Annotated in this window: 17 protein-coding genes; 13 read left to right on the plus strand and 4 right to left on the minus strand. The window is 71.3% G+C overall.

Features of this window, described 5'->3' with window-relative positions; translation table 11 throughout:
* Window positions 1-11: 11 nt before the first annotated feature.
* Window positions 12-845 (minus strand): class I SAM-dependent methyltransferase, encoded by an 834-nt coding sequence (locus tag ACZ7DE_RS33230; protein WP_470767730.1) that lies wholly within the window; start codon window positions 843-845, stop codon window positions 12-14.
* A gap of 963 nt (window positions 846-1,808) precedes the next feature.
* On the opposite strand from ACZ7DE_RS33230, the gene ACZ7DE_RS33235 reads away from it, so the two are divergent.
* The 11 genes from ACZ7DE_RS33235 to ACZ7DE_RS33285 all read left to right on the plus strand — a co-directional run bounded on the left by ACZ7DE_RS33235 (window position 1,809) and on the right by ACZ7DE_RS33285 (window position 13,219).
* A complete protein-coding gene (locus tag ACZ7DE_RS33235; protein ID WP_470767732.1) occupies window positions 1,809-2,708 on the plus strand; it encodes a LysR family transcriptional regulator in 900 nt (299 codons plus the stop codon).
* Between the two features lie 202 nt (window positions 2,709-2,910).
* The gene (locus ACZ7DE_RS33240; RefSeq protein WP_451284337.1) at window positions 2,911-3,363 is read left to right on the plus strand and encodes a cobalamin B12-binding domain-containing protein; all 453 of its coding nucleotides are present in this window, start codon (window positions 2,911-2,913) and stop codon (window positions 3,361-3,363) included.
* On the plus strand, window positions 3,360-4,706 hold the full coding sequence (locus ACZ7DE_RS33245; protein WP_470767734.1) for a methylaspartate mutase: 1,347 nt from the start codon (window positions 3,360-3,362) through the stop codon (window positions 4,704-4,706). Before ACZ7DE_RS33240 ends, ACZ7DE_RS33245 begins: the two co-directional genes overlap by 4 nt.
* Window positions 4,707-4,833: 127 nt before the next feature.
* A complete protein-coding gene (locus ACZ7DE_RS33250; RefSeq protein WP_470767736.1) occupies window positions 4,834-5,772 on the plus strand; it encodes a transporter substrate-binding domain-containing protein in 939 nt (312 codons plus the stop codon).
* Between the two features lie 36 nt (window positions 5,773-5,808).
* Window positions 5,809-6,801 (plus strand): DMT family transporter, encoded by a 993-nt coding sequence (locus ACZ7DE_RS33255; protein WP_470767738.1) that lies wholly within the window; start codon window positions 5,809-5,811, stop codon window positions 6,799-6,801.
* Window positions 6,798-7,841, plus strand: a complete 1,044-nt coding sequence (locus ACZ7DE_RS33260; protein ID WP_470767740.1) for an aspartate-semialdehyde dehydrogenase — start codon at window positions 6,798-6,800, stop codon at window positions 7,839-7,841. The genes ACZ7DE_RS33255 and ACZ7DE_RS33260 overlap by 4 nt, the downstream gene beginning before the upstream one ends.
* Complete coding sequence (locus tag ACZ7DE_RS33265) at window positions 7,838-8,977, plus strand: amino acid kinase family protein (RefSeq protein WP_470767742.1); 1,140 nt, start codon at window positions 7,838-7,840, stop codon at window positions 8,975-8,977. The genes ACZ7DE_RS33260 and ACZ7DE_RS33265 overlap by 4 nt, the downstream gene beginning before the upstream one ends.
* 5 nt (window positions 8,978-8,982) lie before the next feature.
* Window positions 8,983-10,023, plus strand: a complete 1,041-nt coding sequence (locus ACZ7DE_RS33270; protein ID WP_470767744.1) for a TauD/TfdA family dioxygenase — start codon at window positions 8,983-8,985, stop codon at window positions 10,021-10,023.
* Between the two features lie 278 nt (window positions 10,024-10,301).
* Complete coding sequence (leuC, locus tag ACZ7DE_RS33275; RefSeq protein ID WP_470767746.1) at window positions 10,302-11,702, plus strand: 3-isopropylmalate dehydratase large subunit; 1,401 nt, start codon at window positions 10,302-10,304, stop codon at window positions 11,700-11,702.
* Window positions 11,703-11,717: 15 nt separating this feature from the next.
* Window positions 11,718-12,326 carry a 3-isopropylmalate dehydratase small subunit gene (leuD, locus tag ACZ7DE_RS33280; protein WP_470767748.1) on the plus strand — a complete coding sequence of 203 codons (609 nt, stop codon included), beginning with the start codon at window positions 11,718-11,720 and terminating at the stop codon, window positions 12,324-12,326.
* Window positions 12,323-13,219 carry a LysR family transcriptional regulator gene (locus tag ACZ7DE_RS33285; RefSeq protein WP_470767750.1) on the plus strand — a complete coding sequence of 299 codons (897 nt, stop codon included), beginning with the start codon at window positions 12,323-12,325 and terminating at the stop codon, window positions 13,217-13,219. Before leuD ends, ACZ7DE_RS33285 begins: the two co-directional genes overlap by 4 nt.
* Window positions 13,220-13,265: 46 nt before the next feature.
* Here ACZ7DE_RS33285 and ACZ7DE_RS33290 read toward each other — a convergent pair whose 3' ends face one another.
* Together ACZ7DE_RS33290 and ACZ7DE_RS33295 are read right to left on the minus strand one after the other, a co-directional pair.
* Complete coding sequence (locus tag ACZ7DE_RS33290; RefSeq protein WP_470767752.1) at window positions 13,266-13,676, minus strand: cupin domain-containing protein; 411 nt, start codon at window positions 13,674-13,676, stop codon at window positions 13,266-13,268.
* 63 nt (window positions 13,677-13,739) lie between these two features.
* Window positions 13,740-15,608, minus strand: coding sequence for an FAD/NAD(P)-binding protein (locus ACZ7DE_RS33295; RefSeq protein WP_470767754.1), 1,869 nt, complete (start codon window positions 15,606-15,608; stop codon window positions 13,740-13,742).
* A 140-nt stretch (window positions 15,609-15,748) separates the two neighbouring features.
* Between ACZ7DE_RS33295 and ACZ7DE_RS33300 the strand changes: the two genes are divergently transcribed.
* Window positions 15,749-16,414, plus strand: coding sequence for a cysteine hydrolase family protein (locus ACZ7DE_RS33300; protein ID WP_470767756.1), 666 nt, complete (start codon window positions 15,749-15,751; stop codon window positions 16,412-16,414).
* Window positions 16,411-17,592: a pyridoxal phosphate-dependent aminotransferase gene (locus ACZ7DE_RS33305; protein WP_470767757.1), complete on the plus strand. Its 1,182-nt coding sequence runs from the start codon at window positions 16,411-16,413 to the stop codon at window positions 17,590-17,592. Before ACZ7DE_RS33300 ends, ACZ7DE_RS33305 begins: the two co-directional genes overlap by 4 nt.
* 22 nt (window positions 17,593-17,614) lie before the next feature.
* Here the strand turns inward: ACZ7DE_RS33305 and ACZ7DE_RS33310 are convergent, their stop codons facing one another.
* Entirely contained in the window at window positions 17,615-19,090 is a 1,476-nt protein-coding gene (locus ACZ7DE_RS33310) for an MFS transporter (RefSeq protein WP_470767759.1), read from the minus strand.
* Between the last annotated feature and the right edge of the window lie 33 nt (window positions 19,091-19,123).

Consider the following 19,123-nt stretch of genomic DNA (forward strand, 5'->3'; position numbering starts at 1 on the left):
GAACCGCCTTGTCAGTCGGCCGTCCTGTCGGCTGTGACCAGCAGGTACTCCCACTCCATCGCCCCGTCCGCGAGGTGCCGGGCGGCCAGGTCCGTGAGCGCAGCGTCGAGGGCGGCGACCTTGTCGGGGTCATCGGCGATGGCCCGGTACACCGCGACGGTCGGGCCGTAGCAGATCTTGAAGAACTCCCGGAACTCGTCGGCCCGGGAGAACCGGTCGACGCGTAGCATCCGGCGACGGGCGGTGACGCTGTTCACGCGATCGCCGAGCAGAGTACGCACGTGCCCCTCGTCGCCCCACAACGGAGGCGGCTGCGCTCCGGGCGGGGGCGCGGGCGCGTAGGGGCGCATGACGGCGAACATCTGCCCGATGAACCCTTCCGGGGTCCAGTTGACGAGGCCGATCCTCCCGCCCGGCCGACACACCCGGACCAGTTCGTCGGCCGCCCGCTGGTGGTGCGGGGCGAACATGACGCCGACGCAGGAGATCACGGTGTCGAAGTCGGCGTCCGCGAACGGCAACGCCTCCGCGTCGCCCTCGCGCCATTCCAGCTCGACGCCGCGCTCGGCGGCCAACCGCCGTCCAGCCTCCAGAAGCTCCGGCGTCAGGTCCAGGGCCACCACCTCGGCTCCCGCGAGGACGGCCGGAATGGCGGCGTTGCCCGAGCCGGCCGCGACGTCGAGCACGCGGTCACCCGGCTGCACGCGGCTTGCTCGCACGAGCTCCGGCCCCAGGTCCGGAATGAGGTCCGCGGCCACGACGGGATAGTCGCCCAGCGCCCACATGGCCCGGTGCTTGGCTTTCAGCGCTTGGTCTGCGCGGGTCTCTGCGCTCGCCTCGGTCATGACGGATCCCTCCGCTGCCGCACCGTATGCGTTCGGATCCGGGCGGTGGCCGCCGCCGCGGACCGGTGCGCCCGAGCCACGCCGACTCCAGCGCCTCATACGACTGTCTCACGGTTCAACGCTCTGCGCCGGGCCATGGGACGGGGCTTCCGCGCCGAGACTCCGGCGCCCTGCGGGCAGCCGCGGACGGCGCTGTCCTCGTTCCACACTTGTCCTCAGCGGCGTACTGGCCCGTCAGCACGAGCACCGCACCGCCGCCCGAACTCGCGACAGCGCGACGGGGCTTGAACCCCTCTCTCAGGATGCTCAGGCAGTCCCGCCTCGGACTGTGGGACAGTCCGCGTGCGACGGCGTCAGTCGATCGTCGGCCGGGACGCCGTCGTGCTCGCGGACGCGACCTGCGCCGAGCTCTCCCATCGAGCGCGGCCCGGTCGTTTCCCGATGAGCCGGTCGGGCCTCCCTCACGGGCCGGAAGACCGCGACCGAACGACGTCGAACGCCACAGCCGTCCGCGCGATCGAGCGTCACATGTGAAAAGCCCGGATTGCCGTCGAAAGGAAGTGCCGCTGCTGATCGGCCACCGACGGGATCGGCCGCACTGAATATGACACACGAGGCGTCACCCCATTCGGGCGCGCGCGAAAGAGGTGACGGGTTTGCCAATTCATCATCGTCCGGGCGACCTCACATTGCCGATTCCGCTGGTATTCATTTCGTGGGGTGACGGGGTTGGCGGGGCAGGCCCCACGGTGCTGTCCGCCGGGCCTGCCCCCGTGGAGGCCTCCGCCGAGGCCTCCGCCGCTGGGAGGCCTCCCCCACAACCCGGTCGTGGGGCCCGGCACATTGGTGTCGTGGGCACTGTGTGCCAGGTGAAGGTTCTTCCAAGGGAGGGGGGCCGTCGGCAGGCTCGGAGTGTCGACCGCTGCGGGTCGTCTCCGTCGAGTCCCTCCGGGAGAGACCAAAATGGACATCCGGCAACTTCGAACCTTTCACCGTGTTGCGGCGCTGGGGAGCTTCACCCGGGCCGCGGCCGAGCTGAACTACGCGCAGTCCTCGGTGACAGCGCAGATCCAGAGTCTTGAAGTGTCCCTGGGGGGCGAGCTGTTCGAGCGGTTCGGGGGCAAGGTGAAGCTGACCCCGGCGGGGACGCGGCTGCTGCCCTACGCGGGGCAGATGCTGGCCCTGGCGGACGAGGCGCGTGGAGCCGCGTCCCCGGACGCACAGCCCGAGGGTGTGCTGACCATCGGCACGATGGAGAGCATCACCTCGTACCGGATGCCGCCGGTGCTGGAGTACTTCCACCACCGCTACCCCCGGCTGCAGATCGCGCTGCGCCCGAGCCTGTGCGCAGAGACCCTGCACTCGCTGCGTCAGGGGCTGTTCGACGCCGGCTTCCTGATGGAGGCCGAGACGCAGCACTCCGGAGTGCACAGCGAGGTCCTCGGCGTGGAGCCGCTCGTCGTGGTGGCATCCCCCGGGCATCGGCTCGCCGGGGCGTCGAAGGTGGAGACCGACCATCTGCGGCAGGAGTCGGTACTGGCCCCGGAGGCGGGCTGCGCCTACCGGGAGCTGTTGGAGGCGGAACTCAACGACGGCACGGGCGAGCCGGTGCCGTTCCTGGAGTTCGGCAACATCGAGGCCATCAAGCGTGGAGTCGGCGCCGGCCTCGGGATCAGCCTCCTGCCGCGGATGGCGGTCGGCCAGGAGCTGTCGGCCGGGACGCTGGTGCCCCTGGCCTGGGAGCCGCCCTTCGAGCTGTTCACGCAGCTGGCCTGGCGCAAGGGGGCGCAGCTGTCGCGCGAGCGGCGCGTGTTCGTGGAGCAGGTCATCGACTTCCTGAGCCGGGAGTACCAGGAGTCCTGACGGCATCCGCGAACGGGGAAGTCCCTGAATTTCATGAGCGGCCCGCATGCTGCATATGAATGTATTTGCTTCATCGATCGATGAAGTCGATAAAGGTCATCTGCAAAGCCGAATGGGATTTGTGGACTTCCAGGTCGGACGGCATAAAGAATGTTTTGCAGTCCCAGTAATACGGCAAGGAGAGGTTCCTATGTCACAGGTCATGCTCCCGGCTAAACGGTTTGTCGTGTCGAGCGTGTCGTCCGACGCCCACATGTGGAATCTGGTTTTCCTCCAGCTGATGCTGGAGGAGCAGGGTGCCCAGGTCACCAATCTCGGCGCGTGCGTGCCCGACGACCTCATCATCGAAGAGTGCCGAAGGTCGCGGCCGGACGCGCTCATCATCAGCACGGTCAACGGACATGGCCACCTCGACGGCCTCCGGCTCATCCGCCGTATCCGCAGTGAGCCGGACCTGATGGACCTGCACGTGGTGATCGGCGGGAAGCTCGGGGTGCGGGGAGCGGAGAACATCGTGTTCGCCGAGGAGCTGGCGCTCAGCGGCTTCGACGCGGTGTTCGAGGCGGACGGCGGGATCGAGGCCTTCCAGGAGTTCCTGGGGTCTCTCGACAGCGCCGAGCGGCCCGCGCTGGAGTCGGCGAGGGCAGCCGCATGAGCAGTCTCGCGAGGGTTCCCGAGCGGATCGCGCCGCAGGTCGCCCCCAGAGGACGTTTCTCGCGTCACGTCCGAGGGGCGCACGCCGGGGGCCGGCTGGTGGTGCAGCCTCGGATGGGGTTCGCGGATCTGGCCACCATGCGTGAAGGGCTGCTGGGCGTGCGGGGCGCCGACGCCACCGCCATCGGCACGATCACCCTGGACAGCTATACACGTGTCAACGACCACGACTCCGCCCGTCAGGCCCTGCGTACGGGGGCCGAGCTGAACGGGTTCCCGTTGGTCGCCCATGGCCCCGAGGCCACCCGGCAGCTGTTGGGTTCGGTGTCGGGGCCGGACTTCCCGGTGCAGGTGCGGCATGGTTCGGCGTTGCCGTACCCGCTGTTCCGGGCCATGGTCGAGGCCGGCGTGGACGCGACCGAGGGCGGGCCGGTGTCGTACTGCCTGCCGTACAGCCGGGCGCCGATCAGCGAGGCGGTCAAGGCCTGGGCGCAGTGCTGCGAGCTGATCGCGGCGCAGCCCGATCCGATGCACCTGGAGAGCTTCGGCGGTTGCATGCTGGGGCAGTTGTGCCCGCCCAGCCTGCTGGTGGCCCTCAGTGTGCTGGAGGCGTTGTTCTTCCGGGAGCACGGACTGAGCGACATCTCGTTGAGCTACGCGCAGCAGACCCATCCGGGGCAGGACATGGAGGCGATCGCCGCGCTGCGGCGGTTGGCCGGCGAGCGGCTGGCCCAGGCCGACTGGCATGTCGTGCTCTACACCTTCATGGGCGTCTTCCCCCGTACGCCGGTGGGGTCGTACCGGATTCTCGAGGAGAGTGTGCGGCTTGCCGTGCGCACCGGCAGCGAGCGGCTGATCGTGAAGACGCCGGCGGAGGCGCACCGCATCCCGACCATCACCGAGAACGTGGACGCGCTGGAGTTCGCGGCGTCCATCGCCCGGGACGAGGCGGAGCGTCCGCCGGAGGTCGTGGCGACCGACTCCGGGATCTACGAGGAGGCGCGGCTGCTGGTGGACAGCACGCTGGAGATGGCGCCGACGGTCGGCGAGGCGCTGGTGCGGGCCTTCGGCCGAGGTCACCTGGACGTGCCGTACTGCCTGCACCAGGACAACGCCAACAAGTCCCGGGCCTACGTCGATCCGGCGGGCATGCTGCAGTGGGCGGAGCCGGGGCGGATGCCGCTGCGGGTGGAACGTGGCGCCTCGACGCGGCCGGTCAGCGCGAAGGGGCTGCTGACCATGCTCGGCTTCAACGAGCGGCGGTTCGACCGGGAGCAGTTGACCCACGGTCATCTGCGGGGGCTGCAGTACGCGGCGGCCGATGGGCGAAGGAGCCTGTCGTGACGCCCCGCACCAATGATCCTTCCCGGCTCGGTCTGCCCACTCTGACCCTGCGCCGCGTCCGCCGTCTGCGGATCCGCGCCTTCGACAGTCTCACCCGGAGTGTCCGTTCTCATCCCAGGAGCGTCCTGTGACCATCACTCCCACTCTCGATGCGGTACGGGAGCGCGGTGCGCTGCGTGCCGTGGTGAGCCGCGGCATTCGCGGATTGTCGCTGTGCGGTGACGACGGCCGCTGGCGCGGGCTCGACACCGACGTCGCCCGGGCCGTGGCGGCCGCCGCCGTGGGTGACGGCGAGGCGGTCGAATGGGTTCCCTCCGATCCCGCGGACCGGTTAACGCGGCTCGTCGCGGGCGATGCCGAACTGACCGTCTCCAACGTGAGCTGGACCCTGGGCCGCGAGGCGTCCCTGCCCGTGCTGTTCACCGGGGTCACCTGCTACGACGGTGAAGGTTTCCTCGTCCGCGCCGACAGTGGCGTGACCCGCCCCGAGCAGTTGGCGGGACGTCGGGTGGCCGTGCAGGCGGGTACCACCAGTGCGGCCAACCTGGCAGCCTGGTTCGGCGGTCGGGGCCTGGCCGTCGAGCCGGTCGCCCATGCGACGCCGGCCGAGACGCTCGCGGCGTACGCGGCCGGTGAGTGTGCCGCGTACGTCCTGGACCGGGTCGCCCTGGCCGGAGAACGGGCCGCGCTCGACGACCCGGCCGCGCACCGGATCCTCGACGAGGCGATCTCCCGCGAGCCGATGGCGGCTGCCGTGCGCGACGGCGATCCGGCGTGGTTCCGGCTGTGCCGGTGGGTGCTACAGCTGCTGGTCTCCGCCGAGCAGCACGTCGTCGAGGTGGGCGAGCGGGACAAGGCGCTCGCGCAGGCCGCCGAGACGGCGGGCGTCCACGGGCCGGCCGTCGGTCTCGACCAGGACTGGGCCGCCCGTGTCCTGGCCGCCGTCGGCACCTACGCAGACGTCTACGACCGCAACCTCGGGCCGGCCACGGGTCTGGCCGTGCCTCGAGGACTCAACGAACTGTTCACGCGAGGCGGTCTGCAGTACGCCGTCCCCCTCCACTGACCCACCCTCCCCTCCCCCTTGGAAAGGCATCTCACCATGAGTACTGACACCCGGCCGGCGGGCACGGAGACGAAGGGAGCGATCGAGCTGACCCTCGCCATGGTGCTCTCCGGCACCCTCGGCGTCTTCGTCATCGAGTCCGGCGCGTCCCCCTTCAACGTGGTCTTCTTCCGCTGCCTGTTCGGCACGGCCACGCTCGGCCTCTACTGCCTGGTGCGCGGCTTCTTCAAGAACCACGGCTTCACCCCGAAGAAGCTCGGCCTGGCCGCCCTGGGCGGTGTCTTCATCGTCTTCAACTGGGCGTTCCTCTTCGAGTCCTACGAGGACACGTCGATCTCGGTGGCGACCGTCGTCTACCACACGCAGCCGTTCTACGTGATGCTGCTGGGCGCCGTGCTCTTCCGTGACAAGCTCACGGCTGCGAAGTTCGGCTGGCTGGGCGTCGCGTTCGTCGGTCTGATCCTGGTGGCCGGGGTGTCCGCGGCCGACCTGACCGGCAGCGGCGACAGCGCCTACCTGGCCGGGCTCGGGTACGCGCTGCTGGCGGCGGTGTTCTACGGGATCTCGACGGTCATCACCAAGCGGGTCACCGGGGTGCGGCCGCACCTGGTCGCGCTGGTGCAGCTGGTGCTGGGCATCTTCCTGCTGCTGCCGTTCACCCAGCTCGGCGAGATGAAGGGACTCGGCGGCGACTGGGGCTGGCTGGTGGGCCTCGGCGTCATCCACACCTGCGTGATGTACGTCCTGATGTACTCCGCGTACCAGAAGCTGCCGACCCCGAAGATCGCCGTCCTTGCGTTCGTGTACCCGGCGGTCGCGATGCTCATGGACTGGGCCGTGTACGGGCACAGTGTGAGTCTGCTGCAGGCCCTGGGCATTCCCCTGATCGTGGCGGCGAGCCTGGGCATCAACCTCGGCTGGTCCTTCGGCGGGCGCCGGGCGCCCGCCGTTGCCCCCGAGGAGCCCGCACCGGTCGCCGGTGCGGCGGCCGCGTCCAAGACCGAGATCAAGACCGGAGGCACTCGATGACCCTCGTGACCGACCCAGCAGCCCCGCGGATCGCGATCGTCGGCGCCACCGGCGCCGTGGGCAACACGCTGATCGAGCTGATCGAAAAGCGGGGTCTGCGCTACCGCGACATCCAGCTGGTGGCGTCGGCGCGCTCGGCCGGCACGGAGCTGAGCGTGGACGGCGTGGCCCATCAGGTGCACGCGGTGGAGGAGTTCGACTTCAGCGGTGTCGACCTGGCGTTCTTCTCCGCCGGCACCGAGGCCAGCGAGCGGTGGGTGCCCAAGGCCACCGCGGCCGGCGCCGTCGTCATCGACAACACGATCGCCTTCCGCATGGACCCGGACACCCCGCTGGTGGTGCCGCAGGTCAACGCCCACGAGCTGGACGCCCGTCCGAGGTCCGGTGTGATCGCCAATCCCAACTGCTCGACGATTCCGCTGGTGCGGCTGCTGCAGGGCGTCGAGCGCCGTTACGGCGTACGCCAGGCCGTCGTCAGCACCTACCAGGCGGCTTCGGGGCTGGGGCATCCCGGTGTCGAGGAACTGATGGACGCCAGCCGCGCGAGCCTGGAGCACCCCGAGCAGAAGTACCCGAGCAAGGAGTTCTCGCCCTCGCTCGCCTTCAACGTCATTCCCAAGATCGACCGTTTCCTGGACTCCGGCTTCACGCTGGAGGAGCAGAAGATGCTCCAGGAGTCCCGCAAGATCCTCGGCATCCCGCATCTGGACGTCACCACCACGTGTGTGCGGGTGCCGGTCGTCAACGGCCATTCGGAGGCCGTGTGGATCGAGACCCAAGGCGTCGTGGATCGGGCCGAGCTGGTCGAGGTGCTCGCCGCGCTGCCCGAGGTGACGGTGCACGACCGTCAGTCACCGCAGGAGTTCCCCACGCCCGCCACGATCGACGACCCCTACCGGGTGCACGTCGGCCGGGTCCGGGTCAACCCGAACAACCCGCGTGCCTTCTGGCTGTGGCTGGTCGCCGACAACCTCACCATCGGCGCGGCGCTCAACGCGATCCAGATCGCCGAGGAGCTCATAGCCCGGGGGACGCTGTGACGCGAGAGCCGCTGGAGTCCTCGCAGCGGCCGCCGGCGGTGGTGAAGTTCGGGGGTTCCAGTTTCCGGACCCTGGCGGCGTACGGGCAGCTTGCCGAGGCGCTGTCCCGACGGGTCGAGGAGGAGAACACCCGCCTGGTGGTCGTGGTGAGCGGCCAGCCCGGGGAGACGGAGCAGTTCCGGGACCGTCTGAGCAAGGTGAATCCGCATCCCGAGGACGAGACCGTCGCGGGTCTGCTGACCCTGGCCGACACGGTGGGCGCGCAGTTGCTGGCGACGGCCCTGCACCGGGAGGGCCGTACCTCCACGGTGCTGGCGGGGCATCAGCTGGGGCTCACCACGGACTCGTCGTTCATGTGGGCGCGGTTGGAGCACACCGATCCGGAGCCGCTGCGCGCGGCCGTGCGTGACCACGACGTGGTGGTGGTGCCGGGTGGCCAGGCCGCCGACAAGGAGGGCCGGCCGACCTGGCTGGGCAAGAACAGTTCCGACCTGTCGGCGGTGGCCGTCGCCGCGGCCGTCGGGTCCCCGCGCTGTGAGATCCATTCGGACGTCGACGGCATCTACAGTTCCGACCCGCATCTGATCACCGGCGCGCGGCTGCTGAGCGAGGTCTCGTACAACACGGCGGCACTGATGTCGTTGTACGGCGCGAAGGTGCTGCACCGCCGGGCCGTGCGGTTGGCGCAGCGCAACCGGATCGAGATCGTCTGCCGTTACAACAGGCCCCCGTTCCCCGCGGGGTCGGTCATCGGCAGCGCCGGTTCCTCGGTGGCGGCGGTGGTGCTCAACCAGCGTTCGGCAGCCCTGCGCTACGAGACGGAGGAGCTCGCCGACCGCGCCTACACCGCCTTCCACGGCGCCAACATCGACGTCGTCCGTCTGACCGCGGGTCCGCTGGTCGCGGTCACCGGAGGGTTCGTGGACCTTCCCGAGTTCCAGCGGCGCAACGGTCTGACGCCCGGCGAGTACGCGGGCGTCCCGGTGACCGCGGTGCGCGGCAGCCAGGTGATGACCCAGCTGGCGGCCGACGAGGAGGACGCGCTGCATCTGACGCAGCGTCTGCATGATCACGTGAACCGTCCCGGCGCGGGCGCCGATCCGAACGCGCCGCTGCTCGAGCTGCAAGGAGTGTGAACCCCATGACCGCCACCACCGACCACGGTGCGCCCGCCGCGGCCGCCGTCGCCATGCCGACCTTCAGTGAGATCGCCCTGCCCGACGCAGTGCGCGACGCACTCGGCGAACAGCTGCGCGGCCTGCCGGATCCGAACATCGACATCGACCGCTCGTCCGCCCGGCTGCTGCAGATCTTCGCGACGTTGCCGACGGACCTGCTGCAACAGGTCCTGGACTTCGGCCGGCACATCGACACGCCGGGCGTCAGCCTCGTCAGCAACCTGCCGGTGGATCCGGTGATGCCGGACACGCCGTCCGACGGCGGGCCCAGCACCGAGAAACGGTCGTTCGTCGCCGAGGGGGTGCTGCTCGGGCTGAGCGGTCTGCTCGGGGAGCCGATGGGCGTGCTGACCGAGAAGGCGGGGCAGCTGATCCACGACGTCATTCCCGTCGCGGGGGGTTCACGGACCCAGACGAACCAGGGTTCGGAGGTCTTCCTCAATTTCCACAGCGACATCATGCACGACGTGATCGGCCGCTACGACGTCGCCAACCCCGACTTCCTGGTGCTGTCCTGCCTGCGTGCCGACCACGAGGGCATCGCGGGCACCTACTACGCCGACGCCCGCGACGTGTCGGCCGCGCTCGCCCCCGAGGTCCTGGAGACGCTGCGCAGTCCGCTGTTCCGGCTCAACGCGCCGGGCAGTTACGTCCGTGACGTGGCCGGCGGCCTGGAAGTGCTGTCGGAACCGGTGCCGCTGATCAGCGGTCACACCGACTATCCCGAGATCGCCGTCTCCGCCAACGGGGTGCACCCGCTGACCAGCGGCGCCCGTGCGGCGATGGAAACCCTGCAGACGGTGTGCGGCGAGGTCGCACACCAGGTCCGGCTGCGTCCCGGTCAGGCCCTGCTGATCAACAACCGCAAGGGGGTGCACGCGCGGTCCACGTTCACCGCCCGCTACGACGGCAGGGACCGCTGGCTGCAGCGCACCTATGTGCGCCGCAGCCTCTGGAACGTGCGCTACCGGGTCACCGAGGACAACCGCCGGGTGCACTACTGACCGGCCGCCCCGGCCCCCGCCGCCCCGCGCCACCGCACGGATCCGGTGGCGCGCCGGGCATCGGAAAGCCCCGTGTCACGCCGAGCGACCCTCGGCGCGGCACGGGGCTTTCGTGTGCCCGGCTCCGCGGCCGGCCGGCGGGCCGGGCTCCCCGCGCGGACACCGGATGGCCCGGACCGGTCAGGCCCCTCATGGCCAACCGCCGACCGGTGCCTGCGGGCTCCACGCGTCCGATGATCGAGGTGTCGGCAGCAACGCACAGCGACGTGAGGGAGACCATGGGCAGGACACTGGCGCAGAAGACGTGGGACGCCCATGTCGTGCGGCGCTCCAGTGGCGGCGACGATCTGATGTACATCGATCTGCAGCTGCTGCACGAGGTGAACACGCCCCAGGCGTTCGACCGGCTGCGCGCGGCGGGCCGTACCGTGCGCCGGCCGGACCTGACGGTCGGCACCGAGGACCACAACACGCCGACGCTGGCGCTGGACCGGGTCATCAAGGACCGTGAGGGCCGCCGCCAGGCGGAGCTGATGCGCTCCAACTGTGCCGAGTTCGGGATTCCGCTGCACCGCTTCGGGGACCGGGACCAGGGCATCGTGCATGTCATCGCGCCCGAGCTGGGTCTGGTGCGGCCGGGGATGACGATCGTGTGCTGCGACTCTCACACCACCACTCTCGGCGCCTTCGGTGCTCTGGCGTTCGGCATCGGGTCCAGTCAGGTCGAGCACGTGCTGGCCACCCAGACGCTGCCGATGCGCCCGCCGAAGCAGATGTCCGTGACCGTGGACGGCGTCCTTCCGGCGGGGGTGAGCGCCAAGGACCTGGTCCTCGCGCTGATCGCCGAGGTGGGCACGGCCGGCGGGCAGGGGCACGTCATCGAGTACCGCGGTGAGGGTGTGCGGGCGCTGTCGATGGAAGCGCGGATGACGCTGTGCAACATGTCGGTGGAGGCCGGGTCGCGTGCCGGGATGGTCGCCCCGGACGAGACGACCTTCGCCTACCTCGCCCGCTGCCCGGGAATGCCGAGCGGCGCCGACTGGGAGCGCGAGGTCGCCCACTGGCGGAGCCTGGCCGGTGACGACGACGCCGTCTTCGACAAGGCCGTCACCCTGGACGCGCGCGCCCTGAGTCCGCATGTGTCGTGGGGCACCAATCCCGCGCAGAGCGTCCCGCTGGACGGACGGGTGCCCGCGCCCGCCGACTTCGCCCCGGGCGCGCAGCGCGACGCGGCGGAACGCGCGCTGGCCTACATGGATCTGACGCCGGGGACGGCACTGCGGGACGTCGCGGTGGACACCGTCTTCCTCGGTTCGTGCACCAACGGCCGCATCGAGGACCTGCGGGCGGCCGCGGACGTGCTGCGGGGCCGCAAGGTCGCCGACGGCCTGCACATGATGATCGTGCCCGGGTCGGCGCGGGTGCGGCGACAGGCCGTCGAAGAGGGCCTGGACCGGGTGTTCGCCGAGGCGGGCGCCGACTTCCGGGCGGGCGCGGGCTGTTCGATGTGCGCGGCCCTCAACGAGGACCGGCTGCTGCCGGGGCAGCGCGCCGCCTCGACCAACAACCGCAACTTCGAGGGCCGGCAGGGCCGCGGATCGCGCACCCACATCGTGTCGCCGGCGGTGGCCGCGGCCACCGCGGTCACCGGACGCCTGTCCTCGCCCGCCGACCTGTGAGACGAAAGGCCCGCCATGGAGAAGTTCACCGTGCACACCGGTACGGCCGTCCCGTTGCGCCGCACCGACGTCGACACCGACCAGATCATTCCCGTGCGGTTCTGTGCGAGCACCCGCCGCACCGGGCACGCGGACGCGTTGTTCGCCGACTGGCGGGCCGAGCCCGGCTTCGTCCTGGACCGGCCCGAGCGGGCGGGCGCCAGCGTGCTGGTGGCCGGTCAGGACTTCGGGACGGGTTCGTCGCGCGAGTACGCGGTATGGGCTTTGCAGGACTTCGGATTCCGGGCCGTCCTCGCCCCTCGCTTCGGTGACATCTTCCGCGGCAACGCGCTGATGAACGGCCTGCTCGCGATCGTCGTCCCGGCCGAGGTCGTGGAGCGGCTGTGGGAGCTGACGGAGGATGATCCGCGGGTCGCGGTCACGGTCGACCTCGAGCGCCGGGAAGTGCGGTGCGCCGGTCTCGTCCAGGCCTTCGACATCGACCCGGACGTCCGGTCCAGGCTGCTGGGCGGCCTCGACGGCATCGCCGACACCCTGCGGTACGAGGCGGACATCGCCCGCTACGAGGCCGGGCGCCGGCCCGCGCTGCCGGTGACGCGCGCCCCTGTGACGGTGGCGTCGTGAAGCTCAACCAGTGCGCTGCGTTCGTCGCGATCGCCGACACCGGCACCTTCACCAACGCCGCCCGTGCGCTGGGCGTCAGCCAGTCCGCCATCAGCCACGCCATCGCCGGTCTGGAGACCGAGCTGGGGGTCACCCTGATGGTGCGGGACCGCTCCGGTGTGGAGCTCACCGACGCCGGGCGCCGTGCCCTGGAGCCCGCGCGGGGCGTGGTGGCGCAGGCGGACCGGGTGCGGCGGGCGGTGCGCGGTACGGACGCCGAACCCGAGGGCACCCTGCGGATCGGCACCAGCCAGAGCTTCGCGGCCCGGCTGCTTCCGGCGTTGATGTCGGAGCTGCATGTGCGCTATCCGCGGCTGCGGATCGAGTTGCGGGAGGGCGGCGACGCGCAGATCGCCCAGTGGCTGCGCGTACGCGGCGTCGATCTGGGCATCGTGTCGCTGCCCAAGCGCGGGCTGGTCACGGCGCCGCTGTTGCAGGACGAGATGTTCGCGGTGCTTCCTGAGCACCATCCGCTGGCTTCACAGCGGGAGTTGCGCATCGCCGAACTGGCCGGGGAGCCGTTCCTGATGCCGGTCGGCGGGGTCGAGACGATGGTGCGTGCCGCGTTCCGTACGGCCGGCCTCGAGCCCGAGGTCAGCCATCAGGTGCGGGACATCAACGCGCTGCTCGCGATGGTCGCCGCCGGGCTCGGCACGACGGTCATTCCGTGGCTGGCCCTGCCGCCGGCCCTGCCGGGGGTGCGGCTGGTGCCGCTGTCCCCGGCGGTGGTGCGGCATCTGGGCATCGGCACGCGTCCGGGAGCCGAGGAGTCCCCCGTGGTGGGCGCCTTCGTGCACGCGGCCCGGTCCCTGGCGCTGCGCAGTGACTGGAGGAGGCTTCCCGTTGCTGTGTAGCCGGGGTGCCAGTGGGCCCCGGCGTCCGGGGCCCACTGGCGGGCGGTCAGGTCACGAGACGGGTCGGCGCGTGCCGCACGCCGAGCACGGTGCAGCCGGTCTCGGTGCTGACCTGGTGGACGCTGCCGGGCTGCTCGATGACGAGGTCGCCGGGGCGGTAGCAGTCGCCGTTGTCGTTGAGGAGCTCCCCCTCCAGAACGAGAATCAGCTCATGGCCGAGGTGTTCGTGCAGGTCGCCGTGGGCGCCGGGGGCCATGCGGGTGATCATCGCGGCTCCCGGGTCGGCGCCGTCGGTCAGGTAGAGGCGGTGCAGGTCGACGCCGACGCGACCGGGTTCCTCCCAGCGCTCCCAGGGCAGGGCGTCCAGCCCGACGGGGTCGAAGATGTCGCGCAGGACGGTCACTCGGCGTTGCTGGGGCGAGGCGGTGGGGGCGGCGGGACGGGTGACGACGGACATCGGTGTGCTCGCTTTCCGGAGGCGGGGGCGGGACGTGGGACGGGGGCGCGTTCGTCGTGCGGGTCAGCCGGTTCGGGCCGGGAGCGGGGGCGCGGGAGTCATGGCCGGGGCGGTGACGTCCGCGGCGATGGCGTCCGCGTTGTGGACGAAGTCCGTCCAGAAACCGGGTCTGCTGCTGCCGCCCTGCATGAACCAGCGGGTGTGCTCGGTCGGGATGCCCAGGACGTACAGGCCGCGGTCGGGCCGGCCTGTGCGGTCCACGGGGTGGAAGGGGGCGCCCGTCACGGCCACGCCGCCGGTGTCGAAGCGGTCTCCGTCCGTGCCGTGGTTGACGTACGACGTCCAGACGCCCCTGTCGCGCAGGCTGCGCGTGAGGGGGTGGGGGTCGAGACGTATGTCGGGCGTGGGGACGCGGGCGTCGACGACGGTGTCCACGAGGACCTCGGATCCGCCCACGTAGGGCGAGTGGACCGCGAAGCGTCCCGAGGGGTGCGGGCGGATGCGGGTGTCGGGGCCGGCCACGCGCAGGACGCCGCAGCGCAGCAGGGCGTCGACCTGCCGCAGCCGCCGGCGCGGTGGCCCCGCGGCGAGGAAGGAGCTGCGCGGGACGTACCAGCCGAGGAACTCCTCGCGGTGCGAGACGGGAGTCAGACCCGCGAAGTCGACGAGCGAGCGGATCACGGCACGGGAGTCGCGGATGACGTCGAGGGCGGCCTTGAGCGGGTCGTCGACGTTGCCGGCCTCGGCGTGCGCCAGGTCCTCGGCCACCGCGTCGGTCAGGGCCCGGGTGAACTCCTCGGGTCCGGCGAAGTGCCGGCCGGCGAAAGGTCGGGCCTGGGCGTCCAGGTCGATACGGGGGACGTCGGCGAGGCCGTATCCGGCGGCGACGGCAGGGACGTCGGGTACGCCGCTCTCGGCGGCGGCGACGACCTCCGCCTCGAACGCGGCGGCCTTCCCCGGCTCCCCGCGGGCGGTCAGGGTCGTGGCGTAGTAGACGAGTTCGACCTCGGCGAGCAGCCACGGCAGGGCGTGCTCGGCGAAGGAGAGCGCACCGTGGCGGCCGCGGGCCAGGATGCGTTCGGTGGTGAACAGCACGTGGTGGTGACGGTGGTCGTGGTGTTTCTGGTTGCGGCCGCGGGCGGGCAGTGGCATCCCGCTGCGGGAGCCGGCCACGATGACGGGTTCGCTGCCGCTGGGCCGGTAGACGAGCCGGTCGGCGTCCTCGTCGTAGTGTCCGCCGCGGCCCTCGGTGAGCGCGGCCATCACGTCGTAGAAGGACAGGCCGAGTCCGAGGACGCCGACCGCCGACCCGGCGGGTATCTCGTCCAGGGGCATGTCGGCGGCGCTGTCCCCCGCGATGTGGCGCAGGCCGGGATGGCGGGCGGCATGGGCGGCGAGTCGGCGCTGATTGCCGGTGAGTTCGGGGCGGGTGTGTCCGGTGGTCAGCACGACGCGGTCGGCGGTGAGGTGGGTGCCGCCCCGCAGGGTGAGCCGGTATCCGTCGCCGGTGCGCTGGAGCGCGTCCACCGTCGCGTGCACGGGAATCAGCCGCACGCTTTCGGGGAGATTCTTTTCGATCGCGTCGAGAAGAAACTGCATATAGCGTCCGTGGAGGGCGCGCGGCGCATAACTGTTGGGCCCTGGGTATTCCGGGTCGACGGAACTCCACCACTGGGCGAGCGAAGGGCCGGCGCCGGGTCTGGCGGGGCCGCCGTCGGGAGGGCCGGAGAACGCGGAGACCTCGTCGGCGACGGTGTTCATCAGGAACCACCGTGGCTGGTCGGTGCGCCAGATGCGGCCGGTGCCGACCCGGTGGGAGTCGATGAGATAGATCTCCACGGCCTCGTGGACCGGACCGTCGGCGAGGCGCGCCGCCATGCGTTCGAGGACGGAGACTCCACGCGGACCACTGCCGACGATTGCCACCTTCATGTGTACCCCTTCCGGGAATCGGATTTCCGTCCTTTTGCATTTCGAAGGTAGGAGTTTCGACATCCGGGTTCAACACTGATTCATTGATTCATTGCATGAGTGTTTCTCATGCAATTCACGAGCGGAAGGAAAGAGAAGAAATGGACTGGGCTGGGACACCTCAGCAGGGCCCGGGCGAGCGCCCGGCGCTGCTCGTACTGGACCTCATCAACGAGATCGTCCATCCGAACGGCAAGTACGCGGCCGACGGTTACGGCGCGCAGGCACGTGAGCGGGGCGTCCTGGACAGGGCCGCCGACGCGATCCGGCGGGCCCGCGCCGCGGACATACCGGTGATCTACGTCGTCGTCGGCTTCTCCCCGGGGTACCCGGAGTGGCCGGCCGGGTCCCCGATCTTCGAGAAGGCGAAGGACGACGGCCGTCTGGTCCTGGATTCCTGGGCGACGCGGGTGCACGACGCCCTCGCGCCGCGCCCGGGGGAACCGGTGGTCGTCAAGCACCGCATCAGCCCGTTCCACGGCACGAACCTGGAGGTGCTGTTGCGTACGGCGGGCATCGACACGCTGCTGCTCACCGGCGTCTCCACGGAGCTGGTGGTGCTCACCACCGCGCAGGCCGCCCATGACCGGGACTACCGCGTGCGGGTTCTCGAGGACGCGACGCTGGCGGGCGACGCCGAGATCCACGAGGCCGCGCTCAAGATCCTGTCCCGGATCTCGACGGTCACCACGGTCGCCGAGGCGCTGCCCGCCGCCCCGCCGGTCGCCGCGGTCGCCGCCGCCGAGCCGCAGGGCGCCCGGTCATGAGGGCCCGATCCGCGGCCCGTTTCCACGCAGTCGAGGAGTCGGCTACGTACGCGGTCTTCGACATGGTGGCGCGGATGCGCGCGCAGGGCCTTGAAGTGGTGGACCTGGGCGGCGGCGAGCCGGACTTCGACACCGCCGGCCATGTCGTGGACGAGGCGGTCGACGCGCTGCGCGACGGTTTCACGCACTACACGCCGAGCCGTGGGCTGCCCGCGCTGCTGCGAGCGGTCTCGGCCAAACTCGCCGAGGACAACGGGGTCGTGGCGGACGCGGCCACCGACATCGTCGTCACGCCGTCGGCGAAGCACGCCCTGTTCGCCGCGCTGGTGACGGTGCTCGATCCCGGCGACGAGCTGCTCGTGCCGACGCCGAGCTGGGTCAGCTACACGCAGATGGCGCGGCTGATCGGGGCACGTCCCGTGCAGGTCGCCCTCGACGGCTCCGACGGCTTCCGGATCACGGCGGAGCTGCTGGAGCGGCACGTCTCCCCGCGAACGAAGGCGCTGCTGGTCAACTCGCCCAACAATCCCACGGGCCGCTCGCTGACCGCCGAGGAGGCGGCCGTGATCGCCCGGTTCGCGCAGGAGCACGACGTCCTGCTGATCTCGGACGAGATCTACGAGAAGATCCTCTACGACGGCCGCCGCCACCTCAGTCTGGCCGCGCAGCCGGGCTGCGCCGACCGCACGATCACGGTGAACGGCTTCTCCAAGGGCTACGCGATGACCGGCTGGCGCCTCGGCTACGCGGCCGGGCCCACCGATCTGATGGCGCAACTGCTGAAGGTTCAGCAGCACACGGTGGGCTGCACGGCGTCGTTCGTGCAGCGGGGCGGGATCGCCGCGCTCACCGGCTCGCAGGAGCCGGTCGAGTGGATGTGCGCGCAGTACGCCGCCCGCCGGGATCTCATCGTGCAGGGGCTGAACTCGCTGCCGGGGGTGTCCTGTTCGCCGCCCGACGGGGCTTTCTACGCCTTCGCCGACATGCGCGGCACGGGGTTCGCGGACTCGGCGTCGTTCGCGCGGTGGCTGCTGCGGGAGGCGGGAGTGGCGGTGATGCCTGGTTCGGCGTTCGGGCCGGGCGGTGAGGGCTTCGTCCGGCTGTCGTTCGCGACGTCGCCGAAGGTGCTGCAGGCGGCGCTGGACGGCATGGCGCGGGCGCTGGCAGGCCGGGGCTGACGGCCTGCGCGCAGGTTGCGGGTCACGTGGTGCGTCCGGAAGCACGACGCCGGACGCCCACGGCCAGCACGGCGCCGACGGCGAACGCCGCCGCCGCGATGCCCGCCGACAGACGCAGCCCCGAGGTGAAGTCCCCCGCCGCGGCGGCGAGGGTGCCGAACAGGGCCACCCCGACGGCGCTGCCGACCTGCCGGGCGACGTTGAAGACGGCGGAGGCGACGCCCGCGCCGGATACGGGGGCGGTCTCGATGATGGCGGCGGTGGCGGCGAGGGCGGTCATGGTCTGCCCGAGCCCGGTGGCGATCAGGGCGAACAGCAGCACCGGGTACGGGGTGTCGGGCCGGGCGGTCAGCCAGCCGAGGAAGCCCACGGCGCCCAGGGCCAGCCCGCCGGCCATCGGGACATAGGGGCCGGTGCGGGCGGCCAGGCGGCTGAAGAGCGGGGCCGCGACCAGTCCCATGCACACCGACGGCAGCAGGGCCAGGCCGGTGGCCAAGACCGAGAAGCCGCGCTCCTGCTGGAAGTAGAGCGTGGTCAGGAACAGCATGCCGTAGTAGCCGAGGCTGATCAGCAGGCCGATCGCGGCGGTCGCGGTGAAGGCTCCCGAGCGGAACAGGGACGGCGGCAGCAGCGGCGCACGGCGGCCGCGTCCGGCCCGTTCGCGTGCTTCCAGGCTGCGTTCGACCAGCGCGAAGGCGGTCAGGCAGGCCGCGCCCGTCCCGAACGCCGCCAGGACCAGCGGGGAGGTCCAGCCGTGTGAGCCGGCCTCGTTGAGGCCGCCGGCCAGGGCGACGAGGCCGACGATGCCGAGCACCTGGCCGGCCGGGTCCATACGGCGGGCGGGCGTCTTGCGGGCGGTGGCCGGGACGTGACGGAGGGTCAGGGCGACGGCGAGCGCGGCGACCGGCAGGTTCAGCCAGAACACCGAGCGCCAGTCGAGACCGGAGACGAGAAGGCCGCCCACCGCGGGCCCGGCGCCGAACGCGATCGACGCGACGGCCCCCCACACCGCGATGGCCCGGGCCCGCACGGCGCGGTCGGGGTAGGTGGCCTGGAGCAGCGCGAGCGAGGCGGGCACGAGCAGGGCGGCGCCGGCGCCCTGGGCGAGGCGCCCGGCGATCAGGGTGCCGGAGGCGCCGGCCAGGCCGCAGACCAGGGAGGCCGCGGTGAAGACGCCGAGCCCGGTGAGGAACATGCGGCGGTGGCCGAGCCGGTCGGCGAGCCCGCCGCCCAGGAGCAGCAGCCCGGCGAAGACGGTGCTGTAGCCGTCGACGATCCACTGGAGGGCCGAGGGCCCGGTGTCGAGGGCGGTGCGGATCTCGGGGACGGCGACGTTGACGACGGTGACGTCCAGCATCACCAGGAAGTAGCCGAGGCTGAGGGCGATCAGCGGGGGCAGGAAGAGGGCGGGCCGGCCGGCCGGGGCCGGCGAGGAGACGGCGGCGGCGCGCGGTGCGACGGCCCGCCCGTCTTCGGGGGTGAGGTCGGTGGTGGTCATGTCATCAGCTTCGACGCCGGATACTTCGCCACA

Source organism: Streptomyces sp. NPDC037083 (assembly GCF_055606485.1).